This is a genomic window from Agrobacterium sp. CG160-95, assembly GCF_053521725.1.
Genome location: NZ_JBNWDU010000003.1, coordinates 295,834 through 312,469 on the forward strand (window position 1 = coordinate 295,834; position 16,636 = coordinate 312,469).

17 protein-coding genes are annotated in these 16,636 nt (G+C 58.3%); 6 read left to right on the forward strand and 11 right to left on the reverse strand.

Annotated elements, in window-relative coordinates; translation table 11 throughout:
* Positions 1-11: 11 nt before the first annotated feature.
* Positions 12-1,079, forward strand: a complete 1,068-nt coding sequence (locus tag ACQZ63_RS12740; protein WP_019567031.1) for a linear amide C-N hydrolase — start codon at positions 12-14, stop codon at positions 1,077-1,079.
* A gap of 92 nt (positions 1,080-1,171) precedes the next feature.
* Here ACQZ63_RS12740 and ACQZ63_RS12745 read toward each other — a convergent pair whose 3' ends face one another.
* A complete protein-coding gene (locus ACQZ63_RS12745; RefSeq protein WP_019567030.1) occupies positions 1,172-1,699 on the reverse strand; it encodes a dihydrofolate reductase family protein in 528 nt (175 codons plus the stop codon).
* 46 nt (positions 1,700-1,745) lie between these two features.
* Between ACQZ63_RS12745 and ACQZ63_RS12750 the strand changes: the two genes are divergently transcribed.
* The 4 genes from ACQZ63_RS12750 to ACQZ63_RS12765 all read left to right on the forward strand — a co-directional run bounded on the left by ACQZ63_RS12750 (position 1,746) and on the right by ACQZ63_RS12765 (position 4,092).
* Entirely contained in the window at positions 1,746-2,315 is a 570-nt protein-coding gene (locus tag ACQZ63_RS12750; protein WP_019567029.1) for a TetR/AcrR family transcriptional regulator, read from the forward strand.
* Positions 2,316-2,479: 164 nt separating this feature from the next.
* Positions 2,480-3,079, forward strand: a complete 600-nt coding sequence (locus tag ACQZ63_RS12755) for a superoxide dismutase (protein WP_019567028.1) — start codon at positions 2,480-2,482, stop codon at positions 3,077-3,079.
* 102 nt (positions 3,080-3,181) lie between these two features.
* Positions 3,182-3,517, forward strand: coding sequence for a ferredoxin FdxA (fdxA, locus tag ACQZ63_RS12760; RefSeq protein ID WP_019567027.1), 336 nt, complete (start codon positions 3,182-3,184; stop codon positions 3,515-3,517).
* Positions 3,518-3,528: 11 nt separating this feature from the next.
* On the forward strand, positions 3,529-4,092 hold the full coding sequence (locus tag ACQZ63_RS12765) for a flavin reductase family protein (RefSeq protein ID WP_019567026.1): 564 nt from the start codon (positions 3,529-3,531) through the stop codon (positions 4,090-4,092).
* 185 nt (positions 4,093-4,277) lie between these two features.
* Here ACQZ63_RS12765 and ACQZ63_RS12770 read toward each other — a convergent pair whose 3' ends face one another.
* From ACQZ63_RS12770 to ACQZ63_RS12785, 4 genes are all read right to left on the reverse strand, one after another.
* Positions 4,278-5,234: a hypothetical protein gene (locus tag ACQZ63_RS12770; RefSeq protein ID WP_448799247.1), complete on the reverse strand. Its 957-nt coding sequence runs from the start codon at positions 5,232-5,234 to the stop codon at positions 4,278-4,280.
* 99 nt (positions 5,235-5,333) lie between these two features.
* Positions 5,334-7,019, reverse strand: a complete 1,686-nt coding sequence (locus ACQZ63_RS12775) for an ABC transporter permease (RefSeq protein ID WP_025594992.1) — start codon at positions 7,017-7,019, stop codon at positions 5,334-5,336.
* The gene (locus ACQZ63_RS12780) at positions 7,016-8,101 is read right to left on the reverse strand and encodes an ABC transporter ATP-binding protein (protein WP_004431090.1); all 1,086 of its coding nucleotides are present in this window, start codon (positions 8,099-8,101) and stop codon (positions 7,016-7,018) included. Before ACQZ63_RS12780 ends, ACQZ63_RS12775 begins: the two co-directional genes overlap by 4 nt.
* 117 nt (positions 8,102-8,218) lie before the next feature.
* Positions 8,219-9,211, reverse strand: coding sequence for an ABC transporter substrate-binding protein (locus tag ACQZ63_RS12785; protein ID WP_013762397.1), 993 nt, complete (start codon positions 9,209-9,211; stop codon positions 8,219-8,221).
* Between the two features lie 294 nt (positions 9,212-9,505).
* On the opposite strand from ACQZ63_RS12785, the gene ACQZ63_RS12790 reads away from it, so the two are divergent.
* A complete protein-coding gene (locus ACQZ63_RS12790) occupies positions 9,506-10,639 on the forward strand; it encodes an ROK family transcriptional regulator (protein ID WP_004431088.1) in 1,134 nt (377 codons plus the stop codon).
* 91 nt (positions 10,640-10,730) lie between these two features.
* On the opposite strand, the gene ACQZ63_RS12795 is transcribed toward ACQZ63_RS12790, so the two are convergent.
* From ACQZ63_RS12795 to ACQZ63_RS12820, 6 genes are all read right to left on the reverse strand, one after another.
* The gene (locus ACQZ63_RS12795) at positions 10,731-11,525 is read right to left on the reverse strand and encodes an inositol monophosphatase family protein (RefSeq protein ID WP_019567023.1); all 795 of its coding nucleotides are present in this window, start codon (positions 11,523-11,525) and stop codon (positions 10,731-10,733) included.
* The gene (locus ACQZ63_RS12800) at positions 11,513-12,409 is read right to left on the reverse strand and encodes a glycerophosphodiester phosphodiesterase family protein (protein ID WP_111788527.1); all 897 of its coding nucleotides are present in this window, start codon (positions 12,407-12,409) and stop codon (positions 11,513-11,515) included. The genes ACQZ63_RS12795 and ACQZ63_RS12800 overlap by 13 nt, the downstream gene beginning before the upstream one ends.
* 47 nt (positions 12,410-12,456) lie before the next feature.
* Entirely contained in the window at positions 12,457-13,320 is an 864-nt protein-coding gene (locus ACQZ63_RS12805; RefSeq protein ID WP_448799248.1) for an ABC transporter permease, read from the reverse strand.
* Positions 13,320-14,174 (reverse strand): ABC transporter permease, encoded by an 855-nt coding sequence (locus ACQZ63_RS12810; RefSeq protein ID WP_060642645.1) that lies wholly within the window; start codon positions 14,172-14,174, stop codon positions 13,320-13,322. Before ACQZ63_RS12810 ends, ACQZ63_RS12805 begins: the two co-directional genes overlap by 1 nt.
* The gene (locus tag ACQZ63_RS12815; protein ID WP_448799249.1) at positions 14,174-15,214 is read right to left on the reverse strand and encodes an ABC transporter ATP-binding protein; all 1,041 of its coding nucleotides are present in this window, start codon (positions 15,212-15,214) and stop codon (positions 14,174-14,176) included. The genes ACQZ63_RS12810 and ACQZ63_RS12815 overlap by 1 nt, the downstream gene beginning before the upstream one ends.
* A gap of 85 nt (positions 15,215-15,299) precedes the next feature.
* Entirely contained in the window at positions 15,300-16,529 is a 1,230-nt protein-coding gene (locus ACQZ63_RS12820; protein ID WP_025594998.1) for an ABC transporter substrate-binding protein, read from the reverse strand.
* Positions 16,530-16,636 lie beyond the last annotated feature (107 nt).

The following is a 16,636-nucleotide window of genomic DNA, read 5'->3' on the forward strand; positions in this document are numbered from 1 at the left end:
GAGGCTTTTCCATGCACCTGAAGACCTTGCCGATTTTTTCCGCCTGCACCGCCGCGATGTTGTCTGTCGCCACACTGACGACATCTGTGGCCGAAGCCTGCACGCGCTTCGTCTATCTGGGCGAAAATGATCAGGTGATGACGGCCCGGTCGATGGATTGGAAGACGGATGTCGGAACCAACATCTGGGTATTCCCGCGCGGCATGGAACGCTCCGGCGAGGCCGGGCCGAATTCGGTCAAATGGACCTCGAAATACGGCAGCGTCATTGCTTCAGGTTACGATATTTCGACGACAGACGGCATGAATGAGGCAGGCCTTGCTGCAAATGTTCTCTGGCTGGTCGAGTCGAGCTATCCCGCTTATGACGGGAAATCGCCGGGCCTCTCCATCGCCGCCTGGGCGCAATATGCGCTCGATAATTTCGCAACGGTGGACGAGGCCGTCAGCGCGCTCGAGAAGAACCCTTTCACCATTGTCACCGACAATGTTCCCGGCGAAGAACGTCTGGCGACCTTACACCTTTCCCTTTCGGATGCGACCGGTGACAGTGCGATCATCGAATATATTGACGGCAAGCAGGTCATCCACCACGGTCGTCAATATCAGGTCATGACCAATTCGCCGACCTTCGATCACCAGCTGGCGCTCAACGAATATTGGAAGCAGATCGGCGGCACCGTCATGCTGCCGGGCACCAATCGCGCCGCGGACCGGTTCGCCCGGGCTTCATTCTACGCCAATGCCATCCCCAAGAGCGAAAATCCGGTCGAGGCGATAGCCAGCGTCTTTAGCGTCATCCGCAATGTTTCCGTTCCCTACGGTATCACCACGCCGGACCAGCCGAATATTTCCTCTACCCGCTGGCGCACGGTGATAGACCACAAGCGCAAGCTCTATTTCTTCGAATCCGCATTGACGCCGAACATCTTCTGGATCGACATGACAAAACTCGACCTTTCGAAAGAGACGGGTAAGGTCAAGAAACTCGACCTGGGCCCCAATCAGATGCAGATTTATTCGGGGATGGCGAATGAGAGCTTGAAGGAAACCAAGCCTTTTAAGTTTCTCGGGCTTTGAGGGCGGAAACCGCCCAGTTAGGCCGGGAGCAGCTGGCACGGTCTGTATCGACCATTCCTCGCCACCTCACTAACATCACGAACCCGAGAGCATCACGAGAAGCGGTAGTGCAATCGAACGCAGCCCTTTTCGATTGCCGTTGCGCTCACGAGAGTGGGACTGGCCCGATGCCCGGTGAGCGGAAAAAGGGGCTCACCTGAGCCAAGGATTTCCGGGATGACATAAATCTCGATCTCATCCAGTGCATCACGCTCCAGAAAGGCCATCTGCAGCTTTCCGCCGCCCAGCATCCAGACATCGCCATCATCGAGTGCGCGCAATTCCTCGATCAACGAGCCCACATCGCTGCGCGCCTCCAGAGGTCCCTTGGGGCCCTCGATCGGCCTTGAGGTGACGACGATAACGCGTTGATCTCCGTAAGCCCAGGGCGCCTGTTCACCGGCGATGAAATCATAGGTCGCCCGCCCCATGACTACCGTTCGAATTCCTTTCAGGAAAAGGCGATAATCGTGTTCGCCGAGGTCCATATCATCATATTTGTAGAGCCAGTCCAAGGAGCCGTCTCCAGAAACGATCCGCCCGTCCAGACTCGCCGCGATATATCCGCGAATGACCGCCATATTATCCTCCTTGATTTATAAATGAATATACGTTTATATATATGTCATGCCAAGACACAAGTCGATTTCAGATGGTCAGGTGCTGGATGTCCTGCTGCCCCTCATGTTGCAGACAGGCCCCGACGGGCTGACTTTTGCCTCAGCCGCAAAGGCCTGCGGCCTATCTGCGGCAACCCTGGTGCAGCGTTACGGCAAGCGCGAAGACCTTGTCGAAACCGTGCTTCTGCGCGCCTGGGACAAGCTGCAGGCGGAAACGGAAACAGCCGATGAGGAGGAACCATTGACGCCGCAGGGCGCCATATCCCTTCTCATGCGCCTCATGCCCCCCGAAGCCGCAGAACAAAACGCCAGTGACGGGTTGCTGCTGCTAAGAGAAGACATTCGCAATCCACAGCTGCGCGCGAGAGGAGCACTCTGGGGACACACCCTCGCCCAGGCGCTTGGCTGCCGCCTTACCCACGACAAGGCTAGAGAGGAACGGCTTGGCTGGCAGATGGCCGCCTTGTGGCAAGGCGCACATACATGGTGGGCATTCGTCCGCGGGGAAGATGCGAACTCGGCAATTCGCAGGGCACTCGAAGAATGGGTCGCCGCGGTGAACGTCGACGAGCGATAATCCGCGCCATCGTGGCGCATGTTTCATAAGCCCGCCAGTTCGTGGATTTATCCCCCGAAAAACCGCTTGACCTCAACTGTGATTGAGGTCCTAGACGTATTGTCACCTTGTTGTCGCAAGGCTTTTTCCATGCTCTTGAGCAAACAGTGACAAAGGAATACCCCATGGCTTTCCAGCTTCCCGACCTCCCCTATGCCCATGATGCGCTCGCCCCTTCTGGCATGTCCGAGGAGACGCTGAAGTTCCATCATGATCTTCATCACAAGGCCTATGTCGATAATCTCAACAAGGCGATATCAGGCACCGAATGGGAAAACAGCAGCCTCGAGGAGATCGTGCGCGCCACCTATGAAAAAGGTGCGGTCGCGCAGTCCGGCATCTTCAACAATGCCTCCCAGCACTGGAACCACAGTCTCTTCTGGGAAATCATGGGGCCACAAAAACATGCGATTCCCAAGGTGCTGGAAGATGCGCTGACGCAGTCTTTCGGCTCGGTGGCGCTGTTCAAGCAGAATTTTGCCCTCGCTGGCGCTTCGCAATTCGGCTCGGGCTGGGCGTGGCTGGTGGCGGATACCGATGACACACTGAAGATCACCCGCACGGAAAACGGCGTTAACCCGCTGTGCTTCGGCCAGAAGGCGATTCTCGGCTGCGACGTGTGGGAACACAGCTATTACATCGATTTCCGCAACAAGCGTCCGGCCTATATTGAGAACTTCCTCGACAATCTGGTGAACTGGCAGGCAGTGGCCGCCCGCCTCTGATTTGAGCCCCACCGAGCCGACCGGTCCCGCTGCCCTGGGGGCGACCGGGCCAGGCGCAGCCGGACAGCCGCCGCCCGGCTGCAACTCCATGCGAGCATCCCCATGTCCTATGTCGTCACCGAAAACTGTATCGCCTGCAAATACATGGACTGCGTGGAAGTCTGCCCGGTCGAATGTTTTTATGCAGGCGAGAATATGCTCGTCATTCACCCGGATCAATGTATTGATTGCGGCATCTGCGAGCGCGAATGTCCGGCCGCGGCAATCCGGCCGGATACCGAGGCGGGTCTGCATGTCTGGCTTGACCTCAACCGCCACTATTCCGGCATCTGGCCGCGCGTGCACCAGAAAAGAACGCCGCCTGATGATGCCGACATCATGAATGGTGCTGCGGCCAAGTTTTCCATTTTTTCGAAGAACCCCGGAGCGGGCGGTTAGCCCGGCACTGCATGTCTCATAATTTCATGCTGATCGATGGTGGTGTGGTCAATCACGCGCATGTCCCGCTGAAAGCACCCTCCTCTCCGACAATCTCGCCGCGTGAATTCAAGGACGCTATGGCGAGCCTCGTCTTCACCGTGGCCGTGGCCACGGCCTCCCATGCGGGCGAGCGGATCGGACGTACGATCACGTCCTTCATGCCGCTCAGCGCCGAACCGCCGCTTCTAATGATCTCCATCGATGCCAGCAGCCGTATGGTCGATCTTGTCGCAGCAAGCCGGCGCTTTTCAGTCACGACGCTGTCCAGAGGGCAGGAGGAGATCGCCGATGTGTTCGCCGGAAAAGGAAACCTGCCGGACCGGTTTTCCGTCGGCCACTGGGATGTCTGGCCGTCGGGAAGCTCAAGGCTTGCTGAGGCGCTGCTCTCGATGGATTGCGAACTCGTTGGCTCCATTGATGCCGCCGACCACATCCTGTTTGTTGGATCGATCATCGAAGCGAGCTTCGATCCGCTGCGCAAACCCTTGCTCTGGAGTGAACGCAACTATTTAGGTACGGAGGTAAGCCGTTAGCTAAACCATAGACTTACCTTCCCATGATCTCATGTGCGCAGCGTCTTTCTTCGCCTTCAAGGGCAAGGCCTTTCGAATTGGGGGCGATAGCGGACGACAAACACTGCCTACGCGCAGTGGAATTTTCGCGGTTGTCACTTCGAAAGACGGACAGCTTCGAAATACTTTTCGGCGCGGATATCTCTTCACCGCGCCTTCATGCACACCACGGTCCTGTCGTCGCTGAATTCGCTCGATGTTGACCCCTTCACCGACGGGTACTCGTTGATCTTGTGAAAATCTGCCGTCTCGACGCGGGCAAATTCCGCTTCCCAGTCAGCGACATCGGTTCCAGCCGGCAGAGACAGATAACCGTCGGAAAAGATTTCAAGGCTCACAAGCGTGTCCTTGGCGATGCTAAGATCGACCGTCCCCTCTTCTATGACCGTTCCGCCATTGACCGAGGCGTATCCCAGTACGTGTCCCTGCCTGTTTGCGAATTGCGGCTGGACGCGAATTCCTCCCATCAGAAATTCCTCGACTGCGTCGATATCGCTCTCAAGACCGCTCATGCGGGCTGCGGCAATGACAACATTCTCCGCCTCCTGCGCAGTCATGATGCCGTTTTCGACAGCGGAACGCAGGCCGGAAAAGATGGTCGCGCGCGTGCGTGCCTCGGCTGCATCACCATCCCCCATAAAGGCAAAAAGCTGCTTGAAGACAAGGATGCGTGCCGATGTACTTACCTTGTCTATAAGCTTGGCATGCTGCAGCAACCGGGAGCCGTTGATACGCACACCGGAATCGCCGGCCAGAAGCAGGCGGAAACTGTCTCCCAGGTCGGCAACGATTGCCAGGGTTGTCGACGGTGGATGGCTGGCATTGATGCGCTCGGCCTCCTGCTTCAAGATATCGCTGATGTTCTGAAAGAGCTTGGGCGCGGCTATTGTTTCCAGCGTGCCATCGAGGCCCATTTTCGCCACGGCATTTGCGGCAGCAAGTGCTGCGATACGGCCCGAGCTCAAGCCGCCGTAACTTGCACCGGTCGGGTCGGTCGCACCGTCAAAAACGGCCAGAACCCTTCCCGGTATGATCAGCGCCACATCGTCCCCGGGCGTCGCGGCGTTCTTATATTTCGATTGCGAAAAGCTCGCGATATTCATCGTCGTGTATTCCTTGCAGAGGGAGGCTGGGCAGAGGGAGGCTGGCGGCGACACGTATGTCGCCGCTCCTGCTGGCTTTTGGTGAGGGCTGGTATGGTTTCAGACGAAAGAGGCTTCTTTGTCTTCCGAGAGGCGGAACACGATGAAGACGCAAAGTCCGGTGCTGACCAGAAGGACGGTTGAAAGCGCCGCAGCCGTGCCAAACTCGCCGTCAATCACCTGAACATAGATGAGAACCGGCATGGTGATCGTTCGTGCCGTGTAGAGGATCAGCGTCGAGGACAGCTCGTTGATAGCCGTTATGAAGCTCATCAGCGAACCGATGATGAGACCTGGCAGCATCAGCGGCACCGTCACCGACACGAAGGTCTTTGCCGGCGAAGCCCCGAGATTGACCGCAGCCTCCTCGATGGACGGTTTGATCTGCCTGAGGATCGATGTCGTGGAGCGGACGCCGTAGGGCAGCCGGCGGATAAACACCAGGACGATGATGATGAGCGCCGTCCCCGTGATGTCAAAGGGTGGATAGCGGAACGTGGTGACGTAGCCGATCGCCATGACAACGCCGGGAATGAGGTAAGGCACCATCAGCAGGAGATCGAGCGAGCCGGAGACCGCATTGTCGCGTCGCACCACGATGAAGGACAGCAGGCCGGAAACGATCGCAATCAGTACCACGGCAGCCAGTGCAAACGTGAAACTGTTGGCAATCGCCTGCGGTGAATCACGAAGGATACGGGCATAGCTGTCGAACCCGAAGCCGCCGGTAAAGACGGGACCGCTGGTTGCGAGGAACGAGGTGTAGATGACCGTGAGCGACGGCAGCATGGCGATGAAGACGACCAGATAGCAGAAGCCGTGCACGATGAACGACTTCAACGGGCGCATGGACTGCTTTACCGGCCTGTTGGTCAGTGAACTGGCGTAGCGGCGCTTGGCAAGAATGTGCCGCTGCAACAGAAGTGCCGCCATCGAAATTGCAATCATCACCATGGAAATCGTCACCGCCATGGTTGGCGTACCGGCCATTTCGGAGGTGTATTGCGCATAGGCGATTGTCGAAAGCGTTCTGATGCCCTTGCCGAGGATTGCAGGCGTTCCGAAGTCGGCGATGGACAGCACGAAGCAGATGATCGCGCCGGTGCTGACTGCCGGAAAGACCAGCGGCAAGGTGATCTTGCGGAAACGCTCGAACGCCGTGCAGCCGAGATTTTCCGCCGCGTCCTCATAGGACTTGTTGATGGTGTTCAGCGCGTTCTCCGTCATCAGGAAGATGTAAGGAAAGAACTTCAGGCTGAAGACCATCACGATGCCCGGGATCCCGTAGATCGTCGGCAATGAAATGCCGGCGAAGGACAAGAGATTGGTGACAGCACCATTGGCACCGAACAGCATGATCCAGGCATAAGCACCAATGAACGGCGGTGCGCACAGAACCAGAACCGCGAAGGTGGCAATGAAAGTGCGCCCCTTTATGCGATAACGGGAGGTGCAAAAGGCAAGCGGAATACCGAGAAGGCAGGCGCCCAGCATGCCCAGCACGCCGATCAGAAGCGTATTCCAGAGTGCGACGGTGTAAAAACGTCGCGTGAACACTTCCGCATAGTTGCTGAGACCGAACGCACCGGTTTTGGCATCAAAGAAACTGATGAAGAAGACGCTGAAAATTGGCAGGATCAGGAATATCGCCAGCAGGATGACGGCAAATACCGTCACGCTTGTCCAAAAACCTGGCAGTCGCAGGCGGAAACCACCGGGAGTTGCAGTCGCAGTCATATCCGTCATGACAGGCGCTCCCCGGTTACGCCCTCGCCGAACAGCTTCGCATCGGCCGCGCGCCAGGAGAAAGTGGTCTTCTGGTTGGGCTGCAGTGCAATGATCTCAGGCGATGGCTTGGTGATCGCCTCGATTTCCTCGCCCGACGAGAGAACGGCTGCAACGTTCATCTCACGCCCCGTGAAGCTGACCAGTCTTATGGTCACGGGCAGTTCGATGCGCTCGTCACCATCGATCGCGGCAGGACCGACAGAAATCGCCTCCGGGCGGATGGCGGCGACGATCTTCCGCTGCGGGGAAATCGCATCCGCCTGCGGCAATGCGACCTTGTGGCCGGAAATGGATGTCTGCCCGCCTGCACGGTCAAGCGTCAGGAAGTTGTTTGCGCCCACGAACGACGCGACGAAGCGGTTGGCGGGATTGTTATAGACTTCCCAGGGTGGTGCAGCCTGCTGAATGACGCCGCCATACATGACGCAAACCAGATCGGACATGGCAAGCGCCTCTTCCTGATCATGCGTGACATAGACGGTGGTGATGTTCATGGCCTGCTGGATTTCACGGAGTTCCCGGCGTAGGTCCACGCGAAGTTTGGCATCGAGGTTGGACAGCGGTTCGTCCATCAACAGCACTTTCGGGTTGATGACGAGTGCGCGTGCAAGACCCACACGCTGCTGCTGGCCGCCGGAGAGTTCGTGAGGCATACGCTTGGCATAGGGAGCGAGCTGCACGACGTCGAGAATCTTGCCGACCCGTTCGCGGATCTCGGCTGAAGACGCCTTGCGCTGTTTCAGACCGAAGGCAATGTTGTCAAACACCGAAATATGCGGAAACACCGCATAATCCTGAAAGACCATGCCGACATCGCGCTTGTGGGCGGGCACATGTTCGATCGCCTGTCTTTCGATGCTGATGCTGCCGCTATCCTGCTGGTGAAAACCTGCAATCGTGCGCAAAAGGGTCGTCTTGCCACAACCGCTGGGTCCAAGAAGCGTAAAAAACGATCCGGAGGGAATGGAGATGTTGATGTCGGAGAGGGCAACGACATCCCGGTAACTTTTCTTGATGCTGGTAATTTCTACGGCGGCCATGTGCTGCTCCATGACATATCCTGCGCGGCACACGACCACGGTGGACGGAACGAAAATGCTGTTGTGAAAGAGGTAAGCAGGGGACGGTTGCCTGACGCACCGCCCCCGGCAAAGTTCTTACTGAACGTCGAGCAGGATCTCGTTCCACTTTTCCATCAGACGCGAGCGGTTGTCCGCAGCCCACTTGAAGTCGTATTTCGCATCCGGAACATCGGACAGCGGAACGAGCGCCGAATTGGCAGGAACATCGGTTCTGACCGAGCGACGACCGGCTTTCACCACGACTTCCTGCGCTTCCTTGGAGACGATGAAATCGATGAAGGCCTTGCCGTTTTCGGCGTTCGGCGCACCCTTGACGAGCGCCATGCCGTCAGGCGCGATTGCCGTGCCTTCTTTCGGATAAACGATCTCTACCGGGGCGCTGCCAAGCTTGTAGCGCAGGGCGGCGTCTTCGAGCGTGATACCAACCGCCTGCTCGCCATCATTGACGAAACGCGGAACAGCGCCTGAAGAGGTGGAAAGAACGGAGTTGCCGAGAATGCCGGTATAGACCTCCCAGCCCTTCTCTTCACTATCGAAATCCTGCAAAACCGTCGCCATCTGGATATAGGCGGAGCCGGACTGATCGGCACGGGCCGAGGAAATCAGACCCTTATATTCAGGCTTGGCAAGATCGGCCCAGGATGTCGGAACCGGCGCGCCTTTCAGCGCTTCCTTGTTGACGATGAAGGCCGTAACGACTGCGGTAAAAGGAACCCAGTTGGTGCTCGGCGAAAAGGCAGGGTTGATCGATGCTGCCTCGACAGGCTTGTAAGGTTCGAAGAGGTCGGCGGAAAAGTCGATGACGGTGCCATCAACACTCCAGATCACGTCGCCAGCCGCCTTGCCGCTTTCCGCCTTGATGCGGTTCATCAGCTCGCCGGACCCGGCTTTGACAAGCTCGACCTTGGTGCCGGTCTTCTTTTCAAACATGGGCAGCAACTCATCCATGAGCTGCTGCGGCGCTGCCGAATAGACCACGACGGTACCTTCCGCATGGGCGAAAGCCGCACTGGCAAGGAAAGTTGCGCCAGCAACAAGGCGCGCGAAAATAGTGCATGATTGACGCATAAAGGGTGCTCCGTTTTTTTGTTCCCTGACTGACAAGGCAGTACGACATAATTTCTTATTGATTTTGCGTGTCGCTACCCGCCGTCTGGTATTTATTTTCTTTACGTAAATTAATTAGTCAAGCTGCAATTTATCTTGAATACAAAAATCCAATATCCGTCTGAAAAAACTCAACATTTGAAGACAGCCGCGCTTGATCTTCGAACCTGAAAAGTCAGGACGTTCCGGAAAACAAGGTGCACAGCCACTGAAATTGCGCTAATCATCCGACTTAACTTCTCGTGGGAGACCTGGTTGATCGACCTCGGCTACAATGAACGGCGTCTGCTCGAAATCCTGCGCGGCAAGGGAGGCATGTCGCGCATCGAACTGGCGCGCGAGATGGATGTTTCCGCACCGACCCTCACCCGCCTGACGGCCAATCTTCTGGAATCCGGCCTGATCCTGGAAGCCGAGGAAGCGCGCAGCGACGGCAAACGGGGAAAGCCATCCACTGCCATCGAGATCAATCCGAACGGACTTTTTACGCTCGGGGTCTATTTCAACCCGGACGATCTACGTGTCTGCCTGGCCGATCTCAACGGCACGATCAGGCAGGAAATCAGGTCCGAGCTTGAGGGACACAGTTTCGAGCATATCATGGAGATGGCCGAGACGGCCGCCCGACAGGTGGTTGAAAAGGCAAAGATCAAAAAGAAGGATGTGCTTGGCTGCGGCATCAGCTTTCCAGGCCACTTCAAGCGTGACCGAGGCCATGTCTTTCGCATCAAGCAATTCGAGAGCTGGCGCGACATCGACGTGGACAAGGACTTCCAGCCCTATTTCGATTTCCCGGTCTTTCACGAAAATGACGGCAATACCGTCATCCTCTCGGAGCTGTACTACGGAGCGGGTCGAAGCATCCGCAATTTTGCGATGATCTGGCTGACATACGGCATAGGCGGCGCCGTTGTGGTTCAGCGCCATCTCTATCGCGGCACCAACGGTAATGCCGGCGAGTTTGGCGGCCTGTTTCCCAAATCCCATCCACGTCCCTCTGGACAGGACCTTTGCGACACGCTGGCCGCCCACGGAGTGGGCATCCGACGTTTGAAAGATATTGATGAAAGCTATTGCGACCACCCCGCCGTGGTTGCCTGGCTGGAAAGGGCGACCGACCAGCTTCGTCTGCTGGCGCTGACGGTTGCCCGGACGATGGATCCCGGCGCCATCATTTTTGGCGGATCGCTACCCGACTGGGTTCTTGAACACATCGTCCAGCGCATCGGCTCGCTTGAAATGCTCGGCGAAGACTTTTTCGTCGAGCCGCCTGAAATACGCAAATCGATGATGAGCGACCTGCCCCATCTCGGTGCCGCCAGCATACCGATCTACCGCGCCACAACGCCCAGCTATTATTCCGGCCGGGCGCTGAAGGGTTGGGCATAACCGCCAGTCGTCAGAGGCTTTTCGGTCCAGTTGCCGGTGGAAGGCGCCGGGTGTCTGGATCTCTCACCCGGTACCGGTTTTTATGGGAATTTCAGGCAAGTTCGGCCGGGACCAATTCCGCGATCTCCGGCCAGAGCGTTTCCGTCACGGCCATCAATTCAGGCGTTGCGGCGGCAACCCAGGGAATGCCGGTTTCGCCGCGCGTTCCAATCCGCACGTCAAGACCCGCCTCCCTTGCCAGGACAACGCCACCGGCAATATCCCACATGGTCGTCAGTTTTTGCAGATGGCCATCGAAGATACCGCGCGCTGCAAAAACCAGTGAAATCGAGGTCGAACGGATGGATTCCACCACCCAGCCCGCATGCCTCAAGCCGACATTGAGCGCCGCCACCTCCGCGGCATCGGCAGACGCGCTGTCACCGAGCGACATCACCTGCACTTCCTTAAATGGAACATCGCGCGCAAGCGGCTTGCCGTTCAGCAGCAACCCTGTTCCTTCGGCAGCCGAATAGATCTCCTGGAAGACTGGCATGGCGACGACCCCGATTTCCGGGACGCCGTTGCGCACGAAGCCCAGCGAGATGCCCCAGAGTGGTGAGCCGCGCAGGAAGTTTGCGGTGCCGTCGATGGGATCGATGATCCAATAGGCGTCATCTGCGATCCCGCCCATCTCCTCGCCGAGAACGGTTTCACCCGGAAATGCCGCCGCCAGCCGGTCGCGCACCAGCCTTTCAACCGCGGTATCCGCTTCCGAGACGAAGTCCTGAAAACCCTTGGTGCGGGTGGCGATGCTGCCGCGCGCTTCGAAAAAGCGAAGGGCAAGACCCATCGCCTCCTCTATGATGCCGGCTGCGCGCTCGAGGCGCTGGTTCATCGTGTCCATGACCTGCCCGTCTCGCCTGCATCAGCCTTCAACCAGCCCGTGAAGGCCTCGACTTCATCCGTCTGGATTGCACCGACGCCGACCTGCGCCAGTGCGCCCCACACACCTTCTGCATCGGAAAGTGCGCGCGTGTCGTTGAGATCGAGGCAATGGGAAACGTCGAGCGTGTTGATCCAGAGGCGGATATTCTGACGCTCCATTTCGGCGCGGCCTTCAACCAGATCAGCGATATCGGTAAATTTTACCTCGATCATCGGCGCGCGCAACGCTTCGATGCGGCGCAGATCCTCGGCAAACTTGCCCTTTCTCACCGGAAACATCGGCATATGCGGGATTTTGCCGAACCAGTCGGTATCCAGCACACCGAAATGCTCGGCTTCAGGATCGATATCGGTTTTCACCAGAACCTGATCTGCGACGCCGAGGCGCAGTACGGTTTCCATGACCTGCGGCAGGTCACGGGTGAACTTGGTATCGATATTGACGGTGATTTTGCCACGCGCCTCTTCCAGCAATTCTTCCAGCGTCGGTACGCATTCCTCCGTCACATCGGCTGCATCGCCGCCAGCACCTGCCTTGAGCCGAGCGGAACGGACGACATCAAAGGCCAGTTCGCTCACTGTCCCCCGCCCCGTCGTCGTGCGGTCGAGCGTCTCGTCGTGAATGACGACCAGCCGGCCATCGGCTGTCGCCTGCGTGTCGATCTCGATCATCTCCACACCGGCAGCGACCGCTGCGCGAACCGAAGCCAGCGAATTTTCAGCGGTCGCGGTCCAGAACCCACGATGGGCGATGGTGAGGATCGCGGGATTGTCGCGCGAGCAGAGGGCGAGAACATTACACGGATTGGAGACTTTTCGTTGGGCTGCAAGGGTTTGAGGCATTTTTTTCACTTTCGGATGTTGCGTTTACCGGAGTTGGGTTGCCCGGATCAGATTTTCCCCATGCCCGCCGCCATCAGGTCGTCACGCAGAATGCGGCCGGCGATGATGAAAACGACGAGTGCGGGAAGAAGCAGGATGAAGGAGACGATGGAGGCGAGCGGGATCTGCATCGAATAGGGGTCGAGATACATGTAGAGCTTGATCGGCAGCGTCTGCACGACAGGCGCACCGACGATGAAGGACTTGTCGAATTCCTCGAAGCTGCCGATGAAGGACATCAGGCCACCGGCCAGAAGGCCGGGCACCGCAAGCGGCAGGATGATGTGGATGACAATGCCGGCCGTTCCCGCGCCGAGCGAACGGGCGGCATGAATCAGGTCGTCGGGAATGGTTTCTAGCGTCGCCGTCATCAGCCGTATCATCAGCGGCAGCGTGCCGACGATCTGCACAAGGATGACCCCGGTCACCGAATAAGCGAGACCGAAAAGAAGAAACACCTGGCCGATGCCGACAGCGACGACCAGCCCCGGAATGATGATGGGGGCCAGAATGAAGATCTCCACCAGCCGTTTCAGCCGGAAAGGAAAACGGGCCATGGCCCAAGCGGTTGGCAGGGCGATAGCGGCCGTCGAGAAAGTCACGACGATGGCGATGAGGATGCTGTTGACGGCGGCCTGGATGAGGCTTGTATCGCCAAGAATGCTCGCCCAGCGCGTGGTGGTGTAATCCTTCGGCACCACCAGAGGCGGCGTCCATCCATCGGCAATGCTCCACAGGAACATCAGCACCAGAGGCACGGCGATAGCGAGCGCCAGCGCGGTAAAGAGCCCGATGGAGACAAAAATCCGGTCGTCCGGCGTGAAGGTGCGGCGGCGTGTCATGGTGACGGGATCGAGGGCAATGGCGCTCATTATGCGTCTCCTCGGGTTTGGCCGGGGCCGATGCGGGATGTCAGGGAGTAATACAGAAGCAGGACGGAGACCGCGAAGAGGCTCAGCACCATGCCCATGGCATAGACCTGATTGAACCGCCCCTGATTGAACTCCGTGACCATGAGAACCGAAAGCGGCCGGGCAGTGGGCGGACCGACAATATCGGGAATGGCGTAGGAGCCCATGGAGCCGATGAAGGTAAGAAGGATGGCGGCGGTGATGCCGGGCATGGCAAGCGGAACTTCGACGAACAGAAAGGTCTTCAGCCGCGAGGCGCCGAGCGTGCGCGACGCGTAACGGATGTCCTCCGGAATGGCGGCAAAGGCACTGGTGATGATCAGCGTCATGAAGGGTATCTGCTTCCAGACACTGGCGAGAATGACGCCAATGCCCCAGTCGTCACGCACGAGTTTGGGCAATTCAAGCCCGAGCGGCGCGACCAGCCGGTCGAGAAAACCGCCCCTTTCGAAAACGACGATCACCATCAGGCCGACGATGATGCCCGGCACCGCCATCGGCAGCTTGTAAAGGCCGCTGAACAGCTTGCGGCCGAGAAAGCTCTTGCGGATCAGAAGCGCCAGCGGCACCGAAGCCGCAAGCGACACCATCACCGGCATGACACCGTAATAGATGGAAGTCGTCAGGCCACGGATCATCGACGGACGTGTGAAGATCCGCTCGTAGAACATCAGCGTGAAGCTGCCATCGTCCTGCCTGAAGCTGCCGATCAGTGCCGAAAGCAGCGGACCGCCGAAGAAGATCAGCAAATAACCCACCCCCGGCGCAAGCAGGACCAGCAGCTGGGCGCGCCTGTCGCGCAGTACCCCGCGCATCACGCCGCCTCCCCTGCCTGCCCGTCATCGAGCAGATGCACCGATCCGGGAAAACGCAAGGCGACCCTGCGTCCCGCATCGATAAGATTTTCCACACCGGACTGGCTGATCTTGATCTGGTGGCCGCCGATTTCGACCGTATAGAGCGCATTGGCGCCCATGAAGGAAACGGCAGAGACCGTGCCGGCACCCGCCTCGTCGGCGCTGATGTGGATGTTTTCCGGACGAACCGAAATCTGTGCGGAACCGGCCGCAGTCGCATCCAGCGTTACGGACTGCTCCCAGGGCAATTGCGCCTGCCTACCCTCAGCCAAAACCGGCAGAAGGTTGGTCTGGCCCAGAAAACCGGCGGTAAAGGCGTGTTTGGGCGCACGGTAAAGTTCGAGCGGTGTTCCCACTTCAACGACGCGGCCGGCATCCATCACCACGATCCGGTCCGACATCGCCATGGCCTCGGCCTGATCATGTGTCACATAAAGGCTGGTCGCGCCGATCCGGCGGTGAAGTTCAGTCAGTTCATGGCGCAGCGTGTCGCGGAGCTTGGCGTCGAGGTTCGAGAGCGGCTCGTCGAACAGCAAGAGGCTTGGCTGCATGACAATGGCGCGCGCCAGCGCCACGCGCTGCTGCTGTCCGCCGGACAGTTGCCGCGGCATGCGATCCACCAGACCGGCAAGATTACAGATTTCAAGCGCATGGGCGATGCGGCGCGCGCGCTCGTCCTTCGGGACCTTCTTCATCTTCAGGCCGAAGCCAAGGTTTTTGGCAACCGACATATGCGGGAAAAGCGCATAGGACTGAAAAACCATGGCGATGTCGCGCGCTTCCGGCGGCGCCTGATCGATACGCTTGCCGCCCAGCCGGATTTCGCCTCCCGAAGGCTGGCTGATGCCGGTGATGATGCGCAAAAGCGTGGACTTGCCGCAGCCCGAGGGGCCGAGAATGGTGACGAATTCGCCCCGCTCGACAGTGATCGACACGGGATGAAGCGCCCGGCTCAAACCGTAATCCTTGCTGATATTGCTGATCTCGAGTTCACTCATGGCGAGGCTCCCTCATGGTTTCGACCAAGGCTCTCGGACCGTTTGGCGGTTTCCAGCCCCACGGTCCGGTCGATCCGGGCAGGTGTTACTGGTTGAGCACTTTTTCATCGAGCGCTTCGGCAAGGGCCGTCGACATGTCCCAGAACGCCGGAACCGACAGGCGCGGATAAACGCTTTGCGGCAGAACATGCTCCTGTACGGCTCTGGGCATCAGGTCGTTGGTGACATCCGCCCGCGGAGACCGCGAAGCCTTGTTCTCCAGCTTCCAGAGCTGGAACTCCTTGCTCATCGCCATATCAATGAGAAGGAGTGCGGATGCGACGTTCTTGGCATTTGCCGGCACGAAAATGGCATCGCCCGAGCCGACCTGGCCTTTTTCCAGCAACGTGACGCGGAAGCTTTCCGGCAGCTGCTTGGTGCCGAGGAAGCTCATGACCTGATCTTCCCAGACGGTGCCCATGTAGAGCTGCTGGTTATTGATCAGGTTGAGCGTGTCGGCGTTGCCGTTTGTCAGTTCAGCCACGGCAAGAAGACGACGGTAATAATCCCAGACCGGCGTAAGGCACTCGGACGTCATTGCCCAGTCTTCGGCCTGCTGCAGCGTCTGATTATAGTCGGTAAGCTGCTTGCGGCAGTCGCCGGTGAGATAATTGAGCGCCACGGAATAGATGAAGCCGCCGCCGGAGCCGCCCTTGGCTGGCAGGGTGACGCCAAGGCGCTTCGGGTTCTTTTCAGCCCAGACGAGGAGATCGTCGAAGCTCTTCGGCACGTCTTCGGCTTTCACGAAGGCGGAATCGTAGCCGAGTGCGGTCTGGTTGAGATGCACCAGAGGGAAACTGCCACCATGCGCCTTGCCGAAGACGGTCTCGGCCAGTTCCGGATTGTAATTGGCCATGTTGGGCAAGATCTTCGTCAGCGGAATATTGCCGACGACGCCCTTGGAAGACAAAAGCGGATAACCGCCACCGCCAGCGAAATAGGCGTCGACGGGTGAATCCTGCCCAGCCGCCTGCACGGCGATGAGCTGCTGGTTCGCCTGATCACCCTTTACGTCGCTATAGGTGACCTTGATGCCATATTTGGCCTCGAACCGGGTGATCAGTTCTTTCCACGTATCCGCGAAACTGCCGGCGAAATTGTACATCGTCACCGTGCCTTCCGCTTTGGCAGCGGGAACGACGATGTCATAGAAATTTTCGCGCGTGACCTTCGACAGATCGAAGTCGAGGTTCTTCATGTTGGTGTCCGCCGCAAGGCAAGGCGCTACCGTCGTCGCCAGCGCAAGCGCGGCGATCGCAATAAATTTCATGCTCATTGAATGGTTCCTCCTGGGGATCCGTTATTAACCGGCTTCTTATTACTACACTCTAAGTGTATTATTTGTGACAGTCCAGTGAAAAATGCCGTCCCCGGTGCGCGGCC

Excerpts from the sequence above, each read along its gene's own strand:
- ACQZ63_RS12765 (WP_019567026.1), top strand. The coding sequence starts at position 3,529 with ATGTCTCATAATTTCATGCTGATCGATGGTGGTGTGGTCAATCACGCG.
- ACQZ63_RS12805 (WP_448799248.1), bottom strand. The coding sequence starts at position 13,320 with ATGAGCGCCATTGCCCTCGATCCCGTCACCATGACACGCCGCCGCACC.
- ACQZ63_RS12820 (WP_025594998.1), bottom strand. The coding sequence starts at position 16,529 with ATGAGCATGAAATTTATTGCGATCGCCGCGCTTGCGCTGGCGACGACG.
- ACQZ63_RS12775 (WP_025594992.1), bottom strand. The coding sequence starts at position 7,019 with ATGACGGATATGACTGCGACTGCAACTCCCGGTGGTTTCCGCCTGCGA.
- ACQZ63_RS12815 (WP_448799249.1), bottom strand. The coding sequence starts at position 15,214 with ATGAGTGAACTCGAGATCAGCAATATCAGCAAGGATTACGGTTTGAGC.
- ACQZ63_RS12780 (WP_004431090.1), bottom strand. The coding sequence starts at position 8,101 with ATGGCCGCCGTAGAAATTACCAGCATCAAGAAAAGTTACCGGGATGTC.
- ACQZ63_RS12800 (WP_111788527.1), bottom strand. The coding sequence starts at position 12,409 with ATGCCTCAAACCCTTGCAGCCCAACGAAAAGTCTCCAATCCGTGTAAT.
- ACQZ63_RS12745 (WP_019567030.1), bottom strand. The coding sequence starts at position 1,699 with ATGGCGGTCATTCGCGGATATATCGCGGCGAGTCTGGACGGGCGGATC.
- ACQZ63_RS12770 (WP_448799247.1), bottom strand. The coding sequence starts at position 5,234 with ATGAATATCGCGAGCTTTTCGCAATCGAAATATAAGAACGCCGCGACG.
- ACQZ63_RS12785 (WP_013762397.1), bottom strand. The coding sequence starts at position 9,211 with ATGCGTCAATCATGCACTATTTTCGCGCGCCTTGTTGCTGGCGCAACT.
- ACQZ63_RS12755 (WP_019567028.1), top strand. The coding sequence starts at position 2,480 with ATGGCTTTCCAGCTTCCCGACCTCCCCTATGCCCATGATGCGCTCGCC.
- ACQZ63_RS12740 (WP_019567031.1), top strand. The coding sequence starts at position 12 with ATGCACCTGAAGACCTTGCCGATTTTTTCCGCCTGCACCGCCGCGATG.
- ACQZ63_RS12795 (WP_019567023.1), bottom strand. The coding sequence starts at position 11,525 with ATGGACACGATGAACCAGCGCCTCGAGCGCGCAGCCGGCATCATAGAG.
- fdxA (WP_019567027.1), top strand. The coding sequence starts at position 3,182 with ATGTCCTATGTCGTCACCGAAAACTGTATCGCCTGCAAATACATGGAC.
- ACQZ63_RS12810 (WP_060642645.1), bottom strand. The coding sequence starts at position 14,174 with ATGCGCGGGGTACTGCGCGACAGGCGCGCCCAGCTGCTGGTCCTGCTT.
- ACQZ63_RS12750 (WP_019567029.1), top strand. The coding sequence starts at position 1,746 with ATGCCAAGACACAAGTCGATTTCAGATGGTCAGGTGCTGGATGTCCTG.